General features: G+C 35.7%; 13 protein-coding genes. 11 read left to right on the top strand and 2 right to left on the bottom strand.

Annotated elements, in window-relative coordinates; translation table 11 throughout:
* Positions 1–20 precede the first annotated feature (20 nt).
* The 4 genes from ACVWM0_RS09295 to ACVWM0_RS09280 all read left to right on the top strand — a co-directional run bounded on the left by ACVWM0_RS09295 (position 21) and on the right by ACVWM0_RS09280 (position 8427).
* Positions 21–923, top strand: a complete 903-nt coding sequence (locus tag ACVWM0_RS09295; RefSeq protein WP_476472361.1) for an ABC transporter ATP-binding protein — start codon at positions 21–23, stop codon at positions 921–923.
* Positions 916–2160, top strand: a complete 1245-nt coding sequence (locus ACVWM0_RS09290) for an ABC transporter permease (protein WP_476472360.1) — start codon at positions 916–918, stop codon at positions 2158–2160. Before ACVWM0_RS09295 ends, ACVWM0_RS09290 begins: the two co-directional genes overlap by 8 nt.
* A gap of 209 nt (positions 2161–2369) precedes the next feature.
* A complete protein-coding gene (locus ACVWM0_RS09285; protein WP_476472359.1) occupies positions 2370–3725 on the top strand; it encodes a helix-turn-helix domain-containing protein in 1356 nt (451 codons plus the stop codon).
* Between the two features lie 199 nt (positions 3726–3924).
* Complete coding sequence (locus tag ACVWM0_RS09280) at positions 3925–8427, top strand: SpaA isopeptide-forming pilin-related protein (protein ID WP_476472358.1); 4503 nt, start codon at positions 3925–3927, stop codon at positions 8425–8427.
* Positions 8428–8597: 170 nt separating this feature from the next.
* Here ACVWM0_RS09280 and rpsD read toward each other — a convergent pair whose 3' ends face one another.
* The gene (gene rpsD, locus ACVWM0_RS09275; protein WP_476472357.1) at positions 8598–9209 is read right to left on the bottom strand and encodes a 30S ribosomal protein S4; all 612 of its coding nucleotides are present in this window, start codon (positions 9207–9209) and stop codon (positions 8598–8600) included.
* A gap of 372 nt (positions 9210–9581) precedes the next feature.
* Here rpsD and ACVWM0_RS09270 point away from each other — a divergent pair, with 372 nt between their 5' ends.
* The 7 genes from ACVWM0_RS09270 (at position 9582) to ACVWM0_RS09240 (ending at position 18288) form a co-directional block, all read left to right on the top strand.
* Positions 9582–10373 carry a formate/nitrite transporter family protein gene (locus tag ACVWM0_RS09270; RefSeq protein ID WP_476472356.1) on the top strand — a complete coding sequence of 264 codons (792 nt, stop codon included), beginning with the start codon at positions 9582–9584 and terminating at the stop codon, positions 10371–10373.
* A 233-nt stretch (positions 10374–10606) separates the two neighbouring features.
* Entirely contained in the window at positions 10607–11332 is a 726-nt protein-coding gene (locus ACVWM0_RS09265; RefSeq protein ID WP_476472355.1) for a signal peptidase I, read from the top strand.
* Positions 11329–12321 (top strand): BsaA family SipW-dependent biofilm matrix protein, encoded by a 993-nt coding sequence (locus ACVWM0_RS09260; RefSeq protein WP_476472354.1) that lies wholly within the window; start codon positions 11329–11331, stop codon positions 12319–12321. Before ACVWM0_RS09265 ends, ACVWM0_RS09260 begins: the two co-directional genes overlap by 4 nt.
* A gap of 33 nt (positions 12322–12354) precedes the next feature.
* Entirely contained in the window at positions 12355–13188 is an 834-nt protein-coding gene (locus ACVWM0_RS09255; protein WP_476472353.1) for a hypothetical protein, read from the top strand.
* Positions 13189–13250: 62 nt separating this feature from the next.
* Entirely contained in the window at positions 13251–13973 is a 723-nt protein-coding gene (locus ACVWM0_RS09250) for a hypothetical protein (RefSeq protein ID WP_476472352.1), read from the top strand.
* Positions 13966–17358 carry an RCC1 domain-containing protein gene (locus tag ACVWM0_RS09245; RefSeq protein ID WP_476472351.1) on the top strand — a complete coding sequence of 1131 codons (3393 nt, stop codon included), beginning with the start codon at positions 13966–13968 and terminating at the stop codon, positions 17356–17358. The genes ACVWM0_RS09250 and ACVWM0_RS09245 overlap by 8 nt, the downstream gene beginning before the upstream one ends.
* Before the next feature lie 150 nt (positions 17359–17508).
* Positions 17509–18288 (top strand): Cof-type HAD-IIB family hydrolase, encoded by a 780-nt coding sequence (locus tag ACVWM0_RS09240; RefSeq protein ID WP_476472350.1) that lies wholly within the window; start codon positions 17509–17511, stop codon positions 18286–18288.
* A 38-nt stretch (positions 18289–18326) separates the two neighbouring features.
* Here the strand turns inward: ACVWM0_RS09240 and def are convergent, their stop codons facing one another.
* Positions 18327–18890: a peptide deformylase gene (def, locus tag ACVWM0_RS09235; protein WP_476472349.1), complete on the bottom strand. Its 564-nt coding sequence runs from the start codon at positions 18888–18890 to the stop codon at positions 18327–18329.
* Positions 18891–19058 lie beyond the last annotated feature (168 nt).

Below are 19058 nucleotides of genomic sequence, written 5' to 3'. Positions count from 1 at the left end.
ACAGATTTAGGAGGGATTATATGTTAGAAGTATCAGGGTTAACAAAGGCTTTTGGAGAGATGGTAGCATTAAATGACGTATCATTTACAATTCCAAAGGGACAAATATTAGGGTTGATTGGGCAAAATGGGGCAGGTAAATCGACGACATTTCGTTTGATTTTGAATTTTTTAGATCAAGATAAAGGTAGCATTATGTGGAATGGTCGTCCTATTACAGAAAAGGACTATAATATCATAGGCTATCTACCTGAAGAGCGAGGGTTGTATCCGAAAGTTACCATTGAAGATCAGTTGATTTATTTTGGTCGATTGAGAGGTAAGAGTAAAAAGGAAATTATCCCTCTGATTGATTTTTGGATGGATAAATTTGACGTGAAGGGTAAGAAGACAGACAAGGTTAAGTCTCTCTCTAAAGGGAACCAACAAAAAGTGCAATTGATTGCTACATTAATTCATGAGCCAGAGCTTGTGATTTTAGATGAACCGTTTAGTGGGTTGGATCCAGTGAATGCAGAGTTATTAAAAACTGGTATCATTGAACTAAAAGAAAAAGGTTCTTGTGTTATTTTTTCTAGTCATAACATGGAAAACGTGGAAAAAATATGTGATCATCTGGTCATGTTGCGTCATGGGGAGATGGTATTAAACGGGACGGTGCATAGTATTAGAGAAGCTTTTGGACGAACGCAATTAGATATCGAGACGACGTTATCTAAAGAGAGGTTACTTTCAGTAGAGGGTGTGCGAAATGTAGTAGAGATTCGTCAAAACGTCTACAAAATCCAATTGGATTCTCCAGAAGTGGGAGAGCTTCTGTTCAACATGGCCCTAGAAAAGGCTGATTACTTACCGATTTTTAACCAGCAACCACCAACTTTAGAAGAAATATTTAAGATGAAAGTAGGAGAAGGTCATGAGTAAATTTTGGGTTGTCGCATTAGAAACATATAAAAAACATGTCAAATCGGTTAGCTTTGTTATGATGGTTCTCGCGCCTTTTTTAATGATTGGGTTATCAATAGGAGGGGCATTCTTGGGCAGTAAGTTTGACCAATTAAACTCAGTGGCGATTATTAGTGAGGAACATGGCCTACGGGAAGGGTTCATTCAACAAACGAAGAAAGAATTCGACATTGATGAAACAATCAAGAGTGAAGCCCAGGCGGAAAAAGCCTTAGAAGCAGATGAGATAGATGGCTACTTGGTCATCAAACAAGATAAACAACAGCTATCTGGAGAGTACGTAGGGACTCAATCATTAGGAACAACGGACGCTCAAACCATGACTCAAGCATTAAATCAGTTACAGATAGGTCTAAATAGTGAAAAGTTATCCTTAAACGAGGATCAATTGGCAGTATTATTTTCAACAGCCACATTTAATGACAAACAAGTGGAATTTAAAGATGGTAAGGCTGTAGATAATACAGATAATAAATTAGTTTTAACCATGGTCGGCTTTTTTGTCGTCCTTGCCATGTATATGATTGTTATCTTGTATTCTTCTATTACGGCACAAGAAGTGGCTTCTGAAAAAGGAACACGTATTATGGAAGTTATTCTTTCAAGTACGACAGCCGCAACGCATTTCTACGGAAAAATCATGGGAATTTTCTTAGTTATTTTAACTCAAGTGAGTATCTATCTTGTGACAGGCATTGTGGGTTATTTATTCGCTAAAGACCTGGATTCTGTTCAGGCGATATTGAACGAAGTGTCCTTATCAGATCTTCTTAAGGGGCTGTTAGGGTATAACTTATTGTTCTTGTTATTCGGGGTACTCATCTACACGATTTTATCAGCGTTTATGGGGTCTCTCGTGTCAAAAGCAGAAGATGCACCAAAAGCAACAGCACCTGTCACGTATTTAATTATGCTTGCATCGTTACCAAGTATGATGATAGGTTTGTCTAACCCACAAAGTATTTTGATTAAAGTCTTTTCTTTTGTTCCATTCTTCTCCTCATTTTCTATGCCTTTAAGAATTGCTAGTCATGAAGCAACAACGATGGAAGTTTGGTTATCTTTGGGACTTCTGGTCCTAAGTATTGTCTTATTACTACGTTTATCAGCACGAGTGTATAAATCGACGGTGTTGATTTATAGTGATAAGAGCATGATGCAAGTCTTTAAAGATGCGGTGAGATTTTCTAAATAAAAGACACAAAAAGAGCTCAGAGAACAGAGCTCTTTTTGTATGCCTTTTCATAAACCGCTAATATGTACGAGAAATAACAAAAAATGGATTTTACCCTAGTTATTTAAAAATATTGTCAAAAATTACTCTAGAGTAAGTAAAATAAAGTAAACTATTAACTCTTGAGTAGGTTATACTATTCTTCTGGAACATTTTTAAGGAGGATGGTTATGAGATTTATTTTAGAAGAGAAAGAGGAACGTTTGTTGTCGTTAATTGATGTCTTGTTATTGCAAGCAGGTTGGATTACTATGAATGACTTGTCCTTGGTATTAAAGGTCTCTAAAAGAACCATTTCATCTGACCTAGATCGTCTTAGAGAGCATTATAGTGAGTATGTCACATTAGATATTTCTAAAGTATTTGGGGTTCGTGTGGTAGAACCTCGGACAGAGAAAATACTACAGCTAGAATCTCGATTACTGAGAGAAGCTGTTTCTGTTAATTTACTGGTAAACATATTTCTTTTCCCTTATCGGTCGGTAGAAGAGCATGGTGAGAAGTTAGAAATGAGTGTATCCAGTGTCTATAAAAAAATTAAACGATTAAACGATATGTTAGAAGAAATGATGATTGAGATTAAATCCAACAGTAATAAGTACTATGTCTCAGGTAATGAAGCGGAGATTCGGACCTTTATGGGGCTTTTATTTATGGCTTTAGGTGATTATGATTATCTAGATGACATTTATTATGATCGAGATAGAATCAAAGCACGTCTTCGTCAATTTGATCCTTATGTTTATAAAATTATTGATTACATTCATATATTAGAATTGTCCTTAACTACTTATTTATGTTTATCAACGATGAGGGAAGACCAGCATTTTTATATTTCTAATAATAAGCAACCGTTAAAAAATAAAGAAGCAATCCTATTGTATTTAACCAAAGAAAAACACCTTGAGGAAGATGAGTTGGAAAAATTACGTTCAGCGAAAGAGATGATTTTTGAAGAATTGGGTCAAAAAGGAATTGAAGAAAACAAAGCATTGTTTTTATATTACATGACCTTAGTATTATACATGGCTGAAACAAAGGAAATCGTTACATTTCCTTTGTATTTTAAAATGTGTGATTATTTTATGAGAGAAGATGCTGATAAGAATGAGTATACTTTTAATAAAGTTGAAACATTTTTGATTAAGTTGTCTAATTTAACCAATTCTAACTTAGTTAAGTATTATAGTTTGTTTTATTATGTTTTTAAGGTGTATTATAAAGAATGGTTTGATTACGTTTTGGATGAATATGTTTATTTTGTGAGTAATTTGTCAGAGAAGCATGCGGAGTTCATGATTCATTTAGTATCACATAGTGTGTCTGTTAAAGGTATGTATTTGAAAACGTTGGCTCCAACAGACCTAACAGCAGAGATACTAACGAATCATATTATCATTACAAACGATTCCAAAATTAGTGAAATGGGAATGGAAACGATTTTAATTAACGACTATCCAAGCGACAATGATAAACAGAAGATTAATGATAAATTATTAGAAACTAACGTTAATAACGGTAGTTAAATAAAAAAACTTCTTCTTTTTTGCTTCAACTTTGGAAAAAAAAGAGCAAATAAGACAGATTGATTAGTATATATTATTAACTGTTGAGAAAATAATCAGTTATGGTCATATGCAACCATTGTGTTGTTAATCACAAAGGTTAGAGATCAAGGTGTTTTATTTCTAAAGGAAAGCAAAAAAGAAGGAGAGTAAAGAAGAAATGATGCAACGTATATTTAATAAAGTAATGGTATTTTTGTTGGTATTTTCCCAAGTACTTATGGCAACTACAGCGGTAGCTTATGCAGAAGGTGGACGAGACATTACCAATGAGATTTTAGAGTCTATAAATATAGATAAGACGGAAGTTAATAACGGGGACAGAATAACTGTATCTGTTAAATTTAATGATAATAATAAGAAGATTATGTCAGGTGATGAATTTAATCTAACATGGCCGTCAGTGAGTGAAAATGTTTCTATGACAGGATTTGCTAGAACTATTTCTTTAACTATGCCAGATGGAACAACTGTGGGTACAGCAAATGTAACACCTACAGGAGTGCATGTTGTTTTTAATAGTGCAGTAGAGAGTTATGATAAAGGCTCTGTTAAAGGTTGGTTTGAATTTAAAGCTGAGGTATCTGTAACAGAGTACGCTCAACCAGGTGAAACGATTACTATCGGAGGAGGAACGGTTAATAAACCTATTTCTGTGACACCACCTACTAGTGGAGGAGGAGTGTGGCAACCGGGTGGATTTTTAACAAAGTCTGGGATTATTCATAGTGATGATGTTAGTCGTATTCACTGGGATGTTATAGTGAATGGTGCAGAACAAGTGGTTTATAGTGAATTGGTTTTAAGAGATACGTTGGTAGGAAACAACGTGACTCATAGATTATTACCAGATACAATCTCAATCAGAGTGAAAAGTGGTAATGACTATGCTGAATATGGAAACGATCGTGGTGCAGGTTTTAAATTAGAAGACTTCTATAGAACCTATTCGGCAGTCTTGACTACGTCTGTAGAAGATGGAACGATTGATTTACGTATCCATCCAAGTGCTGCTTCAAACAACATGTTTATAGTAACTTATTATACTGAAATATTAGATGATAACGTGAGTGAGTATAATAACAATGTAGAGGTAAATACTAATATTTCAGGAAGAGAACCTGAAAATATTATCGTGCCAGGTAGAGTAGAGAGTCTTGCTGCTGATGGAGGTATTGTTGGTAAGAAGATACCAGGAAAAGCAGTTTTCATTAAAAAAGACAGCGAAACAGGTAGTTTATTACCAGGTGTTCAATTTAAAGTTATTGATGGAGAAGGTAATCAAGTAGGTGACATTTATACAACGGATGAGAATGGACAGATTATTATTGGTGATCTAAGTCTAGATACCCATTATAAGTTAGTTGAAGTGAAACCGTTAGAAGGATATGAGAAGCTAGAGTCAGATATTGATTTTGAAGTGCCATCTAGTGGTTATTTATCAGAGGTTTTTAACACACCAATCCCTGATGCACCTAAAGGAAGCTTGAAAATCATCAAGAAAACAAGTGTGGAAAAAGCTAAACAACCATTCTTATCAGGGGCAGAGTTCAAATTAAGTAAAGCTGATGAAAACGGTAATGCCACAGAAGTTGTTGCAGAAAACATTGTAACAGACGAAAATGGTGAGTTGTTAGTTGAAGAGTTAGATTTAGGAACGTATGTATTAGAAGAAATAAAAGCGCCGAAAAATTATAAATTAGACAACAAGAAACACGTCGTGACAATCACAGAAAATGAAGAAACAGATAACATGACAGTCACAACGATCACAAACGAACCGTTACAACCTTTAATTCCGTTAGAACCAAGTAAACCAATTCTTGGAAGCTTGAAAATCATCAAGAAAACAAGTGTGGAAAAAGCTAAACAACCATTCTTATCAGGAGCAGAGTTCAAATTAAGTAAAGCTGATGAAAACGGTAATGCCACAGAAGTTGTTGCAGAAAACATTGTAACAGACGAAAATGGTGAGTTGTTAGTTGAAGAGTTAGATTTAGGAACGTATGTATTAGAAGAAACAAAAGCGCCGAAAAATTATAAATTAGACAACAAGAAACACGTCGTGACAATCACAAAAAATGAAGAAACACAAAACATGACAGTCGCAACAATTACAAACGAACCGTTACAACCTTTAATCCCGTTAGAACCAAGTAAACCAATTCTTGGAAGTCTAAAAATTGTTAAAACGTCAAGCGGTAAGGATAACAAAGGAGCAACATTATCAGGAGCTAAATTTAGCTTAACCTCTGTTGCGACAAAGGACGGTAAACCAGTCTTTTCAACAACAGATATTACAACAGATGATAAGGGTGAAGCCGTTGTTAAAGACTTAACAGTGGGTGAATATGTTTTAGTTGAAACAAACGCACCAGAAGGTTATGTTTTATCTGATCAAGAATACAAGATTGTCATTAAAGAAAACAAAGAAACAAAAAATCAAATGATTAAAACAGTAGAAAATGCACCAGTGATACTTCTAGGAGATTTAGAAGTAACGAAAGTAAATGCTTTAACAGGTCATTTATTAAAAGGGGCAGAATTTACGTTAACATCTATTGAAGATGATAAACAATCTTTTGTCACAACGTCTAATGAAGAAGGTAAAGCTTACTTCAAGAATATCCCAGTGGGAACGTATGACTTAGTTGAAACCAAAGCACCAAGTGGCTTCAAAAAAGACACAACATCACGTAAGATTGAAATTGTTGAAAACAAAGATGGAAAAGCGACGGTGAAAGAAACAGTATTAAATATGCCAACCATTCCATTGATTCCGTTAGAGCCAAGCAAACCAGTAGGTAGTCTTAAAGTGAATAAAATTAACGGCATCACAGGTCATTTGTTAGAAGGGGCAGAATTTAAATTAGTATCACCCGTAACAGGTGAAGAATTTACAGCAACAACAGATGCGACGGGTAGTGTATTATTCTCTGGCTTAGCATTAGGTACATACGAGCTAACAGAAACCAAAGCTCCTCTAGGCTTTAAATTGGATTCATTACCGCAAACAGTAGAAATCGTAAAAGATGTAGTAGTAGATGAAGAAACAAGCACACCAGGTTTACAAATTACAGTAGTCAACCTACCGATTGAACCATTAATACCATTAGAACCAAGCACGCCAGTAGGTAGCTTACAAATAAATAAAATTAATGGTGTGACGGGTCACTTATTACCAGGTGCTGAATTTAAACTGATTTCATATGCAACAGGTGAAGAGTTCACAGCAACAACAGATGAAACAGGTAGTTTAGTGTTCAAAGGGATGGCGTTAGGAACATATGAGTTAACAGAAACCAAAGCACCGACAGGCTTTAAATTAGATACCTTGCCACAAACAGTAGAAATTGTTAAAGATGTGGTAGTGGACGAAAAAACAAGTATCCCAGGTTTACAATTAACAGTAGCAAATGAACCTGATATGCCATTAATCCCATTAGAACCATCAACACCAGTTGGGGGATTAAAAGTAACGAAGATTAACACATTGACAGGTCATGTCTTATCTGATGCAGCCTTTAAATTAATTTCTAAAGAAACAGGAGAAGAAGTTACAGGTAAAACGAATGATGCGGGTGAATTAATTTTTGGTCAATTAGCATTAGGTGACTATGAATTAACAGAAACCCACGCGCCAAAAGGATTTATTTTAGATAAACAAAGTTATGATGTAGAAATTAAAGAAAATACAGAAACACATAATGTTGCAACAATAACAGTAGGTAATATGCCAGAAATACCATTAATTCCACTTGTACCAAGCACACCAATTGGTAGTGTTGAAATCATTAAAGTGGATAAAGACACAAGAGAAGTATTAGCAGGAGCTGCCTTCAAATTAGTATCTGAAGCAACAGGTAAAGGATACGAAATGACAACAGATGCGACGGGTAAAGCAGTGATTGAAGGATTACCTCTTGGAATGTATTCTTTACAAGAAACTCAAGCGCCAGAAGGTTATATTTTGGATAATACAGTTAAGATGCTTGAAGTTGTTGAGAGTAAAGCTTTAGCCAACCGCACTTATGTAACCGTTGAAAACGAAGCCAATGTTCCGTTAATCCCGATTGAACCAAGTCGTGCTATCGGTGGTGTAACGTTACATAAAGTAGACAGCGTTACAGGTCGTTCTCTAGAAGGGGCCGAATTTGAATTAGTTGAAGTGAAAACGGGAGATCGTTACCCATTAGTAACAGACAGTTCAGGAACTGCGATTGTTAGAGCATTAGAATTAGGTAGTTACGAATTAAGAGAAACCAAAGCACCAAAAGGTTACTTATTAGATGCTACGGTTCGTCCGATTGAAATCGTTGTAAACGATGAAACGTTACATACAGTTGAATTAACGGTTGAAAATGAGCCGGATCCAACAGAACGTACAGAACCAGATGTTTTTGAAAAAGATCCGAAACCAAAACCAGATCCAAAACCAGATCCAAAAGATCCAACAACAGAATCAAAAGAGCCAAAACCAACAGAAAAAACGGAATCGGATAACAAACAAGGGAAACCAACAGAACGTACTAAAGGTGACCGTGTTGAGGGTAGAAGATTACCACAGACAGGTGAAAAAGCAACGTCTCTAACAATGGTTGGATTAGCTATGACACTGATGGTAAGTACTCTAGCAGGAGTTATGATTTACCGTAAAAGATAATCATAAGTTTAATTAGGGATGGAATAATCTCTGATTAACGATAATTAACAGCCAAGGAATGATTACTCCTTGGCTGTTTTTTGTTATGTCATCGGGGTAATATGGAAGGATGAAAGGGAACAAAAAAACACTTCCCGAATAGGAAAGTGTTTTGAAAGATTGAAATAATCTTATAGTAATTTGTTGTAGAATTCAACTACGAATGCTTCGTCGATTTCTTGTGATAACTCTTCACGTAATGGTAAACGAGTTAAGCTACCTTCTAATTTTTCAGCGTCAAAGCTTACAAATGCTGGGCGACCAACAGTTGATTCAGCAGCTTCTTTGATGAAAGTTACATCTTTAGATTTTTCGCGAACAGAGATAACTTGTCCAACAGCCACTTCGTATGAAGGGATATCAACGCGTTTACCGTCAACTAAAATGTGACCATGGTTAACGAATTGACGAGCTTGACGACGAGTTGATGCTAAACCTAGACGGTAAACAACGTTGTCTAATCTTTGCTCTAGTAAAATCATGAAGTTAACACCGTGTTTACCTTCTTTAATTTGACCAGCTCTTACGAAAAGGTTACGGAATTGACGTTCGTTTAATCCGTATGTATGACGTAATTTTTGTTTTTCTGTTAATTGTAATCCGTATTCAGATTTGTTTCTTCTTTGGTTAGGTCCGTGTTGACCTGGTGCGTAAGGACGACGGTCTAATTCTTTACCAGTTCCTGATAATGATACACCTAAACGTCTTGAAATTTTCCAACTTGGTCCAGTATAACGTGACATGTGATAATTCCTCCAATAATATATATGTTTTTTTGGAGTAAAATAACTTCAGAAAATAGTGACAGTCGATTAGTTTGTTCTTCAATCTTCACCTTAGCAGCCGTGGTTACACAATTGAACCCATAAAGGCAAACGAACTAAGTTACGAGCTATTTATTCTCATGCTGCATTATTTTACACATCTTACATTATACAACAGATGACAAGGATAGGTCAATCATTATTACGGGATAATGAGCATTTCTTTTTTTTGACGTATTTTATCCTTTTTTTCTTAAAATAGGGATTGCAATGACTGTTATTTTTGAGTATAGTAACGACAGTTAATTAATGAAAAGTTGAGCAAACTTTATAATCGAGAGGAAGAACACGATGGCACAGAATTCAGAGTTGATGATGAAGCTAGATGCTTCGATTAGTAAAAAAAATGAATTGATTGAAAAAAAATTTAGTAAGTACGCGATGAGGTCCTTTATGGCGGCTTTGTATCTAAGCTTAGGATCAGCGATAGCAATAGGTTTGGGTCTTAAATTTGACGGATCAATAGGTAAATTATTATATGCCTTTTCTTTTGGACTAGGGTTAGCACTTATTATCTTTTTAAACGCAGAACTTGGAACATCCAATATGATGTATATGACGGTTGCGGCTTATCGAAAAAAATTATCTATCCCAAGAGCAGTCAAAATATTAATGGTTTGTGTTCTTTTTAATTTGATTGGGGCTTTTATTGTTGCCTTCCTTTTATCTCAAACAGGCGCATTTAAAGGATTGCCAGCTGATAACTTCTTAACCCATATAGTAGAAGGTAAATTCCAAAAAGGAACGAGTCAAACCATCATTGAGGGGATTTTTGCTAATATCATCGTTAACCTAGCCGTATTGATGTCGATGAAAGTTAAGGGAGATGCAGGGCGTTTTATGTCTATCTTATGTGTCATTTTTATCTTTACTTTTTTAGGATTTGAGCATGTGATTGCTAACTTTATCTACTTTCCATTAGCTTATTTTACTTCTGGAGGAGCAATTGTTGGCATGACTATGGGAGCGTTAGCTCATAATATTGTATGGACCTTTATTGGTAATTTTATAGGTGGAGGGTTAGTGATCGGTTTAATGTATGCTTGGATGAACAATGATGAAACGCTAGAATATTTGGATTAAAGAATGGAAAGGGTTATGTCTGTATGTCATAGGCATGCCCTTTTTTTATTCATACAATAACAGAACTTATATAAAATAATTGATTATAAAGATAATTTAATCGTTATTTTATAATCATTTTAAAAAGAAGTGTTGTTTTAGTTGATTAGATTGACTATAATGTAGGTAGGGAAAGCTTTATTTGAGCTCTATTATTTAGGTTTATTAGTAATAGGAAAGGGTGGGGGAGTCACATGTCCGATGTTAAGAAGAAAAAAAAGAAAAGAAAGTCATCTCCAGAGAAACGAAATAAGGAAGATGATTTATCAAACATAAAAAAGAAGAAAAAAGGGGGCTCCAGTCAAAAGAAAAAAACATCTAGCAGTAAGAAAAAAAAGACCTCATCAACGGTGATAACAAAAACACTCGATGCTCTTTTTCTTATCTTAATTGTTGTGATGTTAAGTGGTGCATTCCTATTTATGATTAGTCAAAAAGAAGATAAAACAATTTTAGGCTATCGTTTTTACAACGTATTAACGAATTCTATGGTTAAAACAAAACCTGAGCAAAAAGGTAATTTTACTTCAGGAGATATGATTATTGTTAAATCTACCCCACCAAAGGATATCAAAGTAAAAGATATTATTACTTTTGTTCCTAATACTCAATCCGAAGATACTTACTTAACCCATAGAGTTATTCAAGTAAACCATGAAAAAGGGGATAATAATAAAGATAAAATTAATTTTGTTACACAAGGTGATGCTAATAATAGCCCGGATCCTGAAGTAGATGGGGAAAACGTTATTGGTAAAGTCATCTTGGTTATTCCAAAAGCCGGTAAAGGAATAAAATTTGTAAGAGAGAATATGTTAGCGAGTATTGTTTTTGTTGTTGCTCTTTTCTTACTTATCTTTATTATCAAAGGATATTTTGAATCAATTGAGAAAACAAAACCTAGGAGGAAGAAAAAATGAAAAAGTTAAAACAGAATAAAAAATTAGTGATGGTAACATCGATTGCTTTGGCGTTTATTATGATCCTATCTGCAACATTTGCTTGGTTTACAGCGTCAGATTCAGTAGATAACAAATTCAAAACAGGTGGTATCCCTACAGATTCAGTGAAAATATGGGAGATTTTCGAGGAGCCTGAAGAATGGAAACCTGGACAAGACATTCAAAAAGATGTTGGTGTAGCTAACTTAGGTAACGAACCAGTCTTTGTTCGTGCGTCATTCAACGAATTTATTCAAAAGTTAGAAAATGAAGGAACAGAACTAAAAATTACAGGTTATGATAAAGTTGCTGAAAAACAAGAGGGTGACATTGCTGTACCTGTGATTAGTATGGAAGGAAAAGCAGATTGGAAATTAGTTGATGGTACTGATTACACAGTCACTGGTTTGAGTGCTGATGATAAACTGTATGTTAGAGAAGTTAAATCTAAAGAGAAAACACAAATTTTTTATTCACCAGCAACTAAAGACAATGGATCAATCAAAGCGACCTTTACATTAGGTGATGATAATAAATCAATCACTGCAACAGACGTTAAATACCAATACTATACACAAGCAGCAGAAATTAAAGGTAATTGGACAGAGTTACCATTTGTAGCAGCTGATAAAACAGGTATTTCTAAAATTGAAAACTTAATCGAATTAAGTTATCATACTGGCAATATGACAACAACATTAACGAACTCTCAAAAGTGGTTTTACAATGATAAAGATGGCTGGTTCTACTACTTAGATACAGTTAAAGGTGGAGAAATTACACCATTCTTCTTAGCGTCAGTAAAACTGAAAGAAGAAGCAGACAATACTTACCAATTCCTAGATTATAAATTAACAGTAAAAACAGAAGGTGTTCAAGGAACAGCTGAAGCGTTGAGTAGTTGGGGAATTACTGAGACAACAAACAAAGAATTATATGATGCATTGGCAGCTGGCATAACGAAATAAGGAATGTATTATCTTGGCTGAAAGGAGAATAACATGAAAAAAATCGTTAAAGTATGGCATGTTTTAACACTGTTTGGATTGTTATTCGTGTTTTTTCCTCGTACCGTTAGTGCGGCCAATGATATGCAACTCCCAGCAGGCGTCTTAATTAGTGACGACCAAGGAATTTCACTAACAAAATCAGAAGGTTATTTCTTTAATTTGAAACAATTATTTCCAGGAGATCGTATCACGAGAGAGATTGATATAAAGAACAAACGAGATGCTACGATTGGTGTAAGTATGAAAATAATTCCGATTAAAGTAAGTGGCCCGATTAATCTTATAAAGAACATTGATATGGTTATTAAATACAATGACAAAGTTATTTTTGACGGGAATTTAGCCAGTCAAGATAAGTCGATTTTTAAAACAGGGAGTGAAATTCAATTAGGTAGGATCGCCGCTAATTCTGACAATCGTTTACATGTCGAGTTATATGTGAGTCCAAATATTCCAATTGAAGATTTGATCAACGTAGAGAGCGAGGCGATCGTCAGGTGGGAAGTAGCAGCACTTGCGATTGAAGATCCTAAGGCGGAACCATTTCCAGAACCATCAGACACAGAGCCGTCAGACACAGAACCATCAGACACAGAACCATCAGAAAGTGTACCGATTGAAGTGGTTGATCCACCAAAGATTCAACCTAATCCATCTGTCCCAGATGTACCGATCGTTAAGCCATTGGATAAACCAACGATTCGACCAGGTTATTTACCTCAATTAGGTGAAAAAGCTGATATGTTAATTATTTTGGCGATAATAGCTATAGCGTGGACGCTCTATGTGTATGTATTTGTCTACAAAAAGGAAATCGACACTTAAAACGTGATATAAAAGGGCGCATATATTAGATATGTGCCCTTTTATTCAAAAAGAGGTGTGACATGAAAAAGAAAAAGAAACACAATAATAATAATAATAAATCGCAATGGAATGTAAAAAAGATAAAACGAAAAGTGAAAAAAATGTGGCGTCGTAAAAGCTGGTTAGGGATTACAGCGCTTATTTGCGTATTGATTGCTTTGGTGTCGATGTCTACTTTCGCATGGTTCTCTACAACAGATGCAAAGGAGAACCGATTTAAAAGTAAGTTTAGTTATCAGGTAGAGCTCGTTGAGGAATTTACGTTGCCAATAGAACTCATACCAAATAAAAAAGTAACAAAAAAAGTATCAGTAAGAAATGCAGGTGATATTCCTGCTTTTACACGAGTGATGGTATTTCCAGTGCTTGTATCAGAAGAAGGCGTACCTCTCGCTATTAATGAAGAGACACAGATTACTTATGGAAATTTAAACACTGTGGATTGGAGAGACGGTAAAGATGGTTATTTTTATTATTTAAAGTATGTCAATCCTAAGGAAGCAACATCCTTGTTGTTTGATTCGGTAACAATTGATGTTCCAAAAGAAGATGAGTATTCAAATGCTTCGTTTAAAATAGAAGTTAAAGCTGAAACAATCGATGCTAGGAATAATACCTACCGTGAAGCTTATTGGCAGGCTGATAGAGATATCCCACAATTGCACGAACCGCTATTAACCATTGACGAAACGTTACAAAAAATAATAAAAGATCGTAAGAAAGGAATGGATAAAGATGAATAACAGGATAAGAAAAATAGCTAGGCTCTCTTTTTCCATTATTTCTACTCTTTTTTTATTAAGTGTCGTCGAAGGGATTTCGCTATTATTGCCACACAAAAATGTGGATGTTGTCCATGCAGAAGAATTTAATTCAGACCTATTAGCACCCAGTTTCGGTCAATTGTCAGCGATGAAGTTTCAAAAAACCTTAACATATGAAATGGGAGGCATGGCTTTAGATACCTCGGGGAAAGTATGGTCGTGGGGTTATAATCTTTATGGAACATCCGGAGTGAGGGAATATGGAGATGGGACGCCTTTAAGTTATACAGTGCCTAATAATGGTTATCTTGGTGGGATGAGACGAATTGAGTATTTTACAGAACAAGACATTACGGTAGTAGACATTACTTCCGGGTATAGAGCTCATCTAGCATTAGATGATGAAGGGAAAGTGTATGCGTGGGGAAATGGTTCAGCGGGAGAGATGGGGAATGGGAAAAATACTTCGCATAATCCTATTCCAGCTCAAGTCCTAGGACTCCCATACATTACTAAGATTTTTAGTAGTAATAATGCAAGTAATGCGTCCAATTTTGCAGTTGATGTAGAAGGGAAACTATGGGCATGGGGTTATGGTAGTTCTGGGAAATTAGGAATAGGGTATGGAAATCAAAACAAACCTGTTCAGGTTACCATTCCTAATCTAACAGCTAGTATTGTGTCAATCGCTAGTGGATCAAGCCACACCCAACTTTTGGACTCAGAGGGTGAAGTATGGTACACAGGCAGCGCTGCTGGAGGAGTGCTAGGTAACGGACCGATAGCAGTTAATGTAACAGAATTTACAAAGATGGTTAGACCCGAGGGGATGTCAAAAGTTATAGATATCGCTGTAGGAGCTAATAGTATAGTTGCTTTAGATGATAATCATACTGTGTGGCAATGGGGAAATTTTAACGGAAAGGGCTTAGAATATATAAATAGACCTAGAATAGTAACTATCGATATGGATGATAAGGATGCTAATTTTAGTAAACAGTATCAGCCTATCCCGCAAAAAGTATTTTCTGGCCATCTCATACATTATTTTGTTGATCAATACGGAAGACCTTGGTCATGGGGGTCTGGGTTAACTTATGGGTTTGGAACGGATATGGGTTCTTCAGATTCTAGTAGGATAAAAAAAACATCAGCGGTTCAGTTACCAAATATTATGGGGGATGGAGATACACAGAGGTCGACTAAGGATGAAAAGCTGCCTCGATATTTAACAACGCCAGATCCTAAGAATGAGAAAGGCAGACTACCTTACTCAAGTTATGGGGTGTATAGTTTCGACGCGCTGCATCCGACAATCTATGATCATAAATACATGATGCGGGATTCTGATGGAAACTACCTAGATGATTCAGGGAATAAGTATCGGTACCAATCTTCTGACGATACCTCAAACAAACTCTATGCAGGCTTTTTCTATAAGTTAGACTCACAAGGAAAAGTGACAACTGATACAGGTGTCCCTAGTATCAAACCTGATGAAAGAACGTGGATAAGTTTAGCAGGGAAGCCTATCCCACAAATTGAACACATATCTGCATCGTATGAATCCTTTGTTATGAGCGACGTGGATGGTAATATTTATAAGTGGGGAACCACAGGATCTGGTACGATGGCCTGGGGCTGGGATGTTGAAGAGGGATTTGATTATTATTCTCCATCATATAACAAGCGAATGGGTCTCTTTGACCGATATACTTATGAAATTATGTATATGAGAGGTGCACCAATGTTACCACAGCCAACGATTACATTTAAGAGTGACATGGAGAAGACTTATTATAAAAGAGATGAACAAAAAGAAGAATCTCTTGTTTCTGGGGCAATTAAAATCCCACCAACAATGGTTAAAAATCAATTAGGATTAACCATCTCTAGTCAGTTGCATGAGTTTGTCGCTGTGATTATTCCTTACGATGTGACGGATGATAATGTGAAAAAAAGTACTCCAAGCCATGAAGATGTAGTGGAAGCGATGGGAAATCCTAAGTATAAAGTAATAGATTTAATGGAGAAAGAAGGGGTAAGTAAACCTCAAACCAATCACTCTGAAGTTGACTGGAAGGAAATTGACGCTTCCATTTCTGTTACTGAGAATTCTGTTGTTTGGTTAGTTGTTGATTACACTGCTTATGATCATGATAATCATTTAATCACAACATCCGTAAAAAAATACGATAATTACTATCAAGAAATGGAATTAAAGCATGAAGGAATACACGATTCAGCAAAAAAAGAAACCATTTATAAAGAAAATCATGACAATGTGACGAAACTAACGAAAGATGATATCTCTGACAAAGTAGGTTTTCCACTAGATGTTAATCATCAGATCATTGGAGACGTTACTGATAAACCAACATTTGGTTATGATGAAGTTCAAGTGAGCAAGCTATCTAAGGAACAACTAGAAGCAATAGAAACGAATCTTTCTAAATACTGGTTATTTAAATTACCACAAAGTGACACGAAGACGTACGAATTAAATGGAATAGACAAAGATAACAATGATGATAGGACAAAGAGTAAGGGAGAATTGAAAGTTAGAGAGGACTATACGCATTCTTTCTATTATGAAAAAAATCCTAAAGGGTTTGCAAATTTACATTTTGTTGGAGTCGATGAGGAAGGTAATAAGGTAACAGAATTCAATATGCCTGACAGAGAAGTGAAAAAAGGGGTAGATTTGAGTTACAGTCCACAAGATCTAAGCGAGTGGGAATTATTAGCAGAAGGATTTTATGTTTTAGATGGACTGCCACCTCTTAATTATCCTGTAGATGTTACCTCAATTAAACCGTTGAATAAAGAAGGGAACATATACCTATCTATACCATTTGATGACATAGATAATATGATTAAAACGGTAGTTATTATGTACAAACCTCCTGTTAAATTTGGGGATTTGCATGTGAGACAAGTCGTATTAAATAAGCAATCAAAATTACCATTGCCTGATTATGGTTATCTTTCGTTAAAAACAGCTAAGGTTAAACAACCCATTTGGGAGTATGGTCCTAGTACACAGCATGTTCTAGGATTATCCCAAAGTGAACATGATTCTCCAGAATATTTGTTTTACAGTCTTTCTTTAGCCAATTCTGACTACAAAGGATATGGAGTTAACTACATCGTCCCTCAGTATCATGAATACGTCGGCTACAAACTAGATGATACAACAGGTGAGTATGACAACCTTGGTATCAAAAAAGATAAGTCTATAAATATAGATTACACATCACACGAGGAGTACTGGTTGACAGTCTACATCCAGCCAACAACAAAAAATCCAGGTAATTATTCTTGGGAGACTAGAACAAATGATTTTGGAGCAGTTAAGAAGTAGTCATACACTTTTGTTAGAATAGTGGAAAATTGCCAAAGGGGTCATAATAAAAAGATGATGGATAATAACTAATCTATCATCTTTTTATCTTTCTAACTCAGAGGTCTTTAAATTTGTTATACTATTAACTGACTATGAAGGAGGAAGACGATGACAAAGAAATTGGTCTTATTTGACTTAGATGGCACGTTACTCACAGATGAACATAAGGTATTGGATTCAACAAAAGAAGCACTGGAAGAGCTGAAAGAGTCAGGACACGCTGTGATGTGTGCGACAGGAAGAAGTTACCCTCTAGCAAAAGAGATTATTGAGGAAGTCGGCTTTGATAATACGATTTTGAATAATGGTGCAGTAGCCTTTTATGAAGGCAAACAAGTCTACGGTAACCCCCTAGACAGACAGGCCATAGAGCGATTCATTGCTTTAAATCAAGAGAATGACATTGATTTAATTTTTCACAGTTTAAAAGAAACCAAGCGCTACACAGAAAGTTACCAGCCGATTACGCATGATGTGATGACGAGCTTTGGTTCGTTTGTTCCTGATTATGAAGCGAATTACCATGAGGATAAGGATATTTACCAAATTGTTTCTATTATTGATGAGGAGCGTATGACGTTATACGGAGAGCGGTTCCCTGAATTTCGTTTTGTTCGTTGGCATGAAGTGGGGCTGGATGTTTTACCACATAATGGTTCGAAGGCTGAAACCATCAAGAGTGTGGCGAAGCAATTAGGCATCTCTAAAGAGGACATTGTAGCCTTTGGTGATGGGCTAAATGACATTGAAATGCTTGATTATGTTGGGACGGGTGTGGCAATGGGTAATGCTAGACCTGAAGCAAAAGCGGTAAGTAACTATGTCACAGCGACAAACAATGAGCATGGTATTGCCAAGGCGTTGAAAGAATTAGGACTTATTAAATAAAAATAAAAAAGGGTAGCCGTGTAAGGCTGCCCTTTTTATTATGAAATAATTAACACATCTTCTGGTGCAATGAGGGGGGTTTTTGGGTTAATGTGATCATAAAACATGACGCCATTTAAATGATCAATCTCATGCTGTAAGACAATCGCAGCATAATTTTTTAAGCGAATTTTATGTGTTTCGCCTTGCTTATCTTGAAAAGATAATGTAATGCGAGCGTTACGAACCACATAACCAGGGACATGACGGTCAACAGACAGACACCCTTCTCCTTCATCTAAGCAGGCTTGTTGGACAGAGTGACTCACAATTTTTGGGTTATACATAACCACACTTAAAAAAGGGTCATCGCTATGTTCGTCCATGCTAGGAATTTCAATGGCGATAATGCGTTTAGAGATATCTAATTGAGGGGCAGCTAAACCAACGCCACCACGTAATTGATACTTTTCAGATAAGACAGGGTCTTGACTGTTTTTTAAAAATTCTTGCATCTTATCGCCTAGAAGAGCATCTTCCTCAGATAAAGGGAAAGCAACTTCCTTAGCTACTTGACGAAGTGTAGGATGTCCTTCGCGGATAATATCATCCATTTTAATCATAATTTATAGTACACTTCCTTTCTTTACTAAAGATATTTTATCATAAAAGCGTAGAAAGAGGAGAGAATTTGTTTAAAAAAGAAAAAGGGCTAAAAATACCCCTATTCTAGGGAATAATTACTTGCATTTGTTGTAAAAATCAAGTAAAGTAACAATGTGTGAATAACA

It is taken from the genome of Vagococcus sp. 211 (assembly GCF_056322705.1).
The sequence above is the reverse complement of the archived record's forward strand: the minus strand, read 5'-3'. Positions and strand labels throughout refer to the sequence as shown.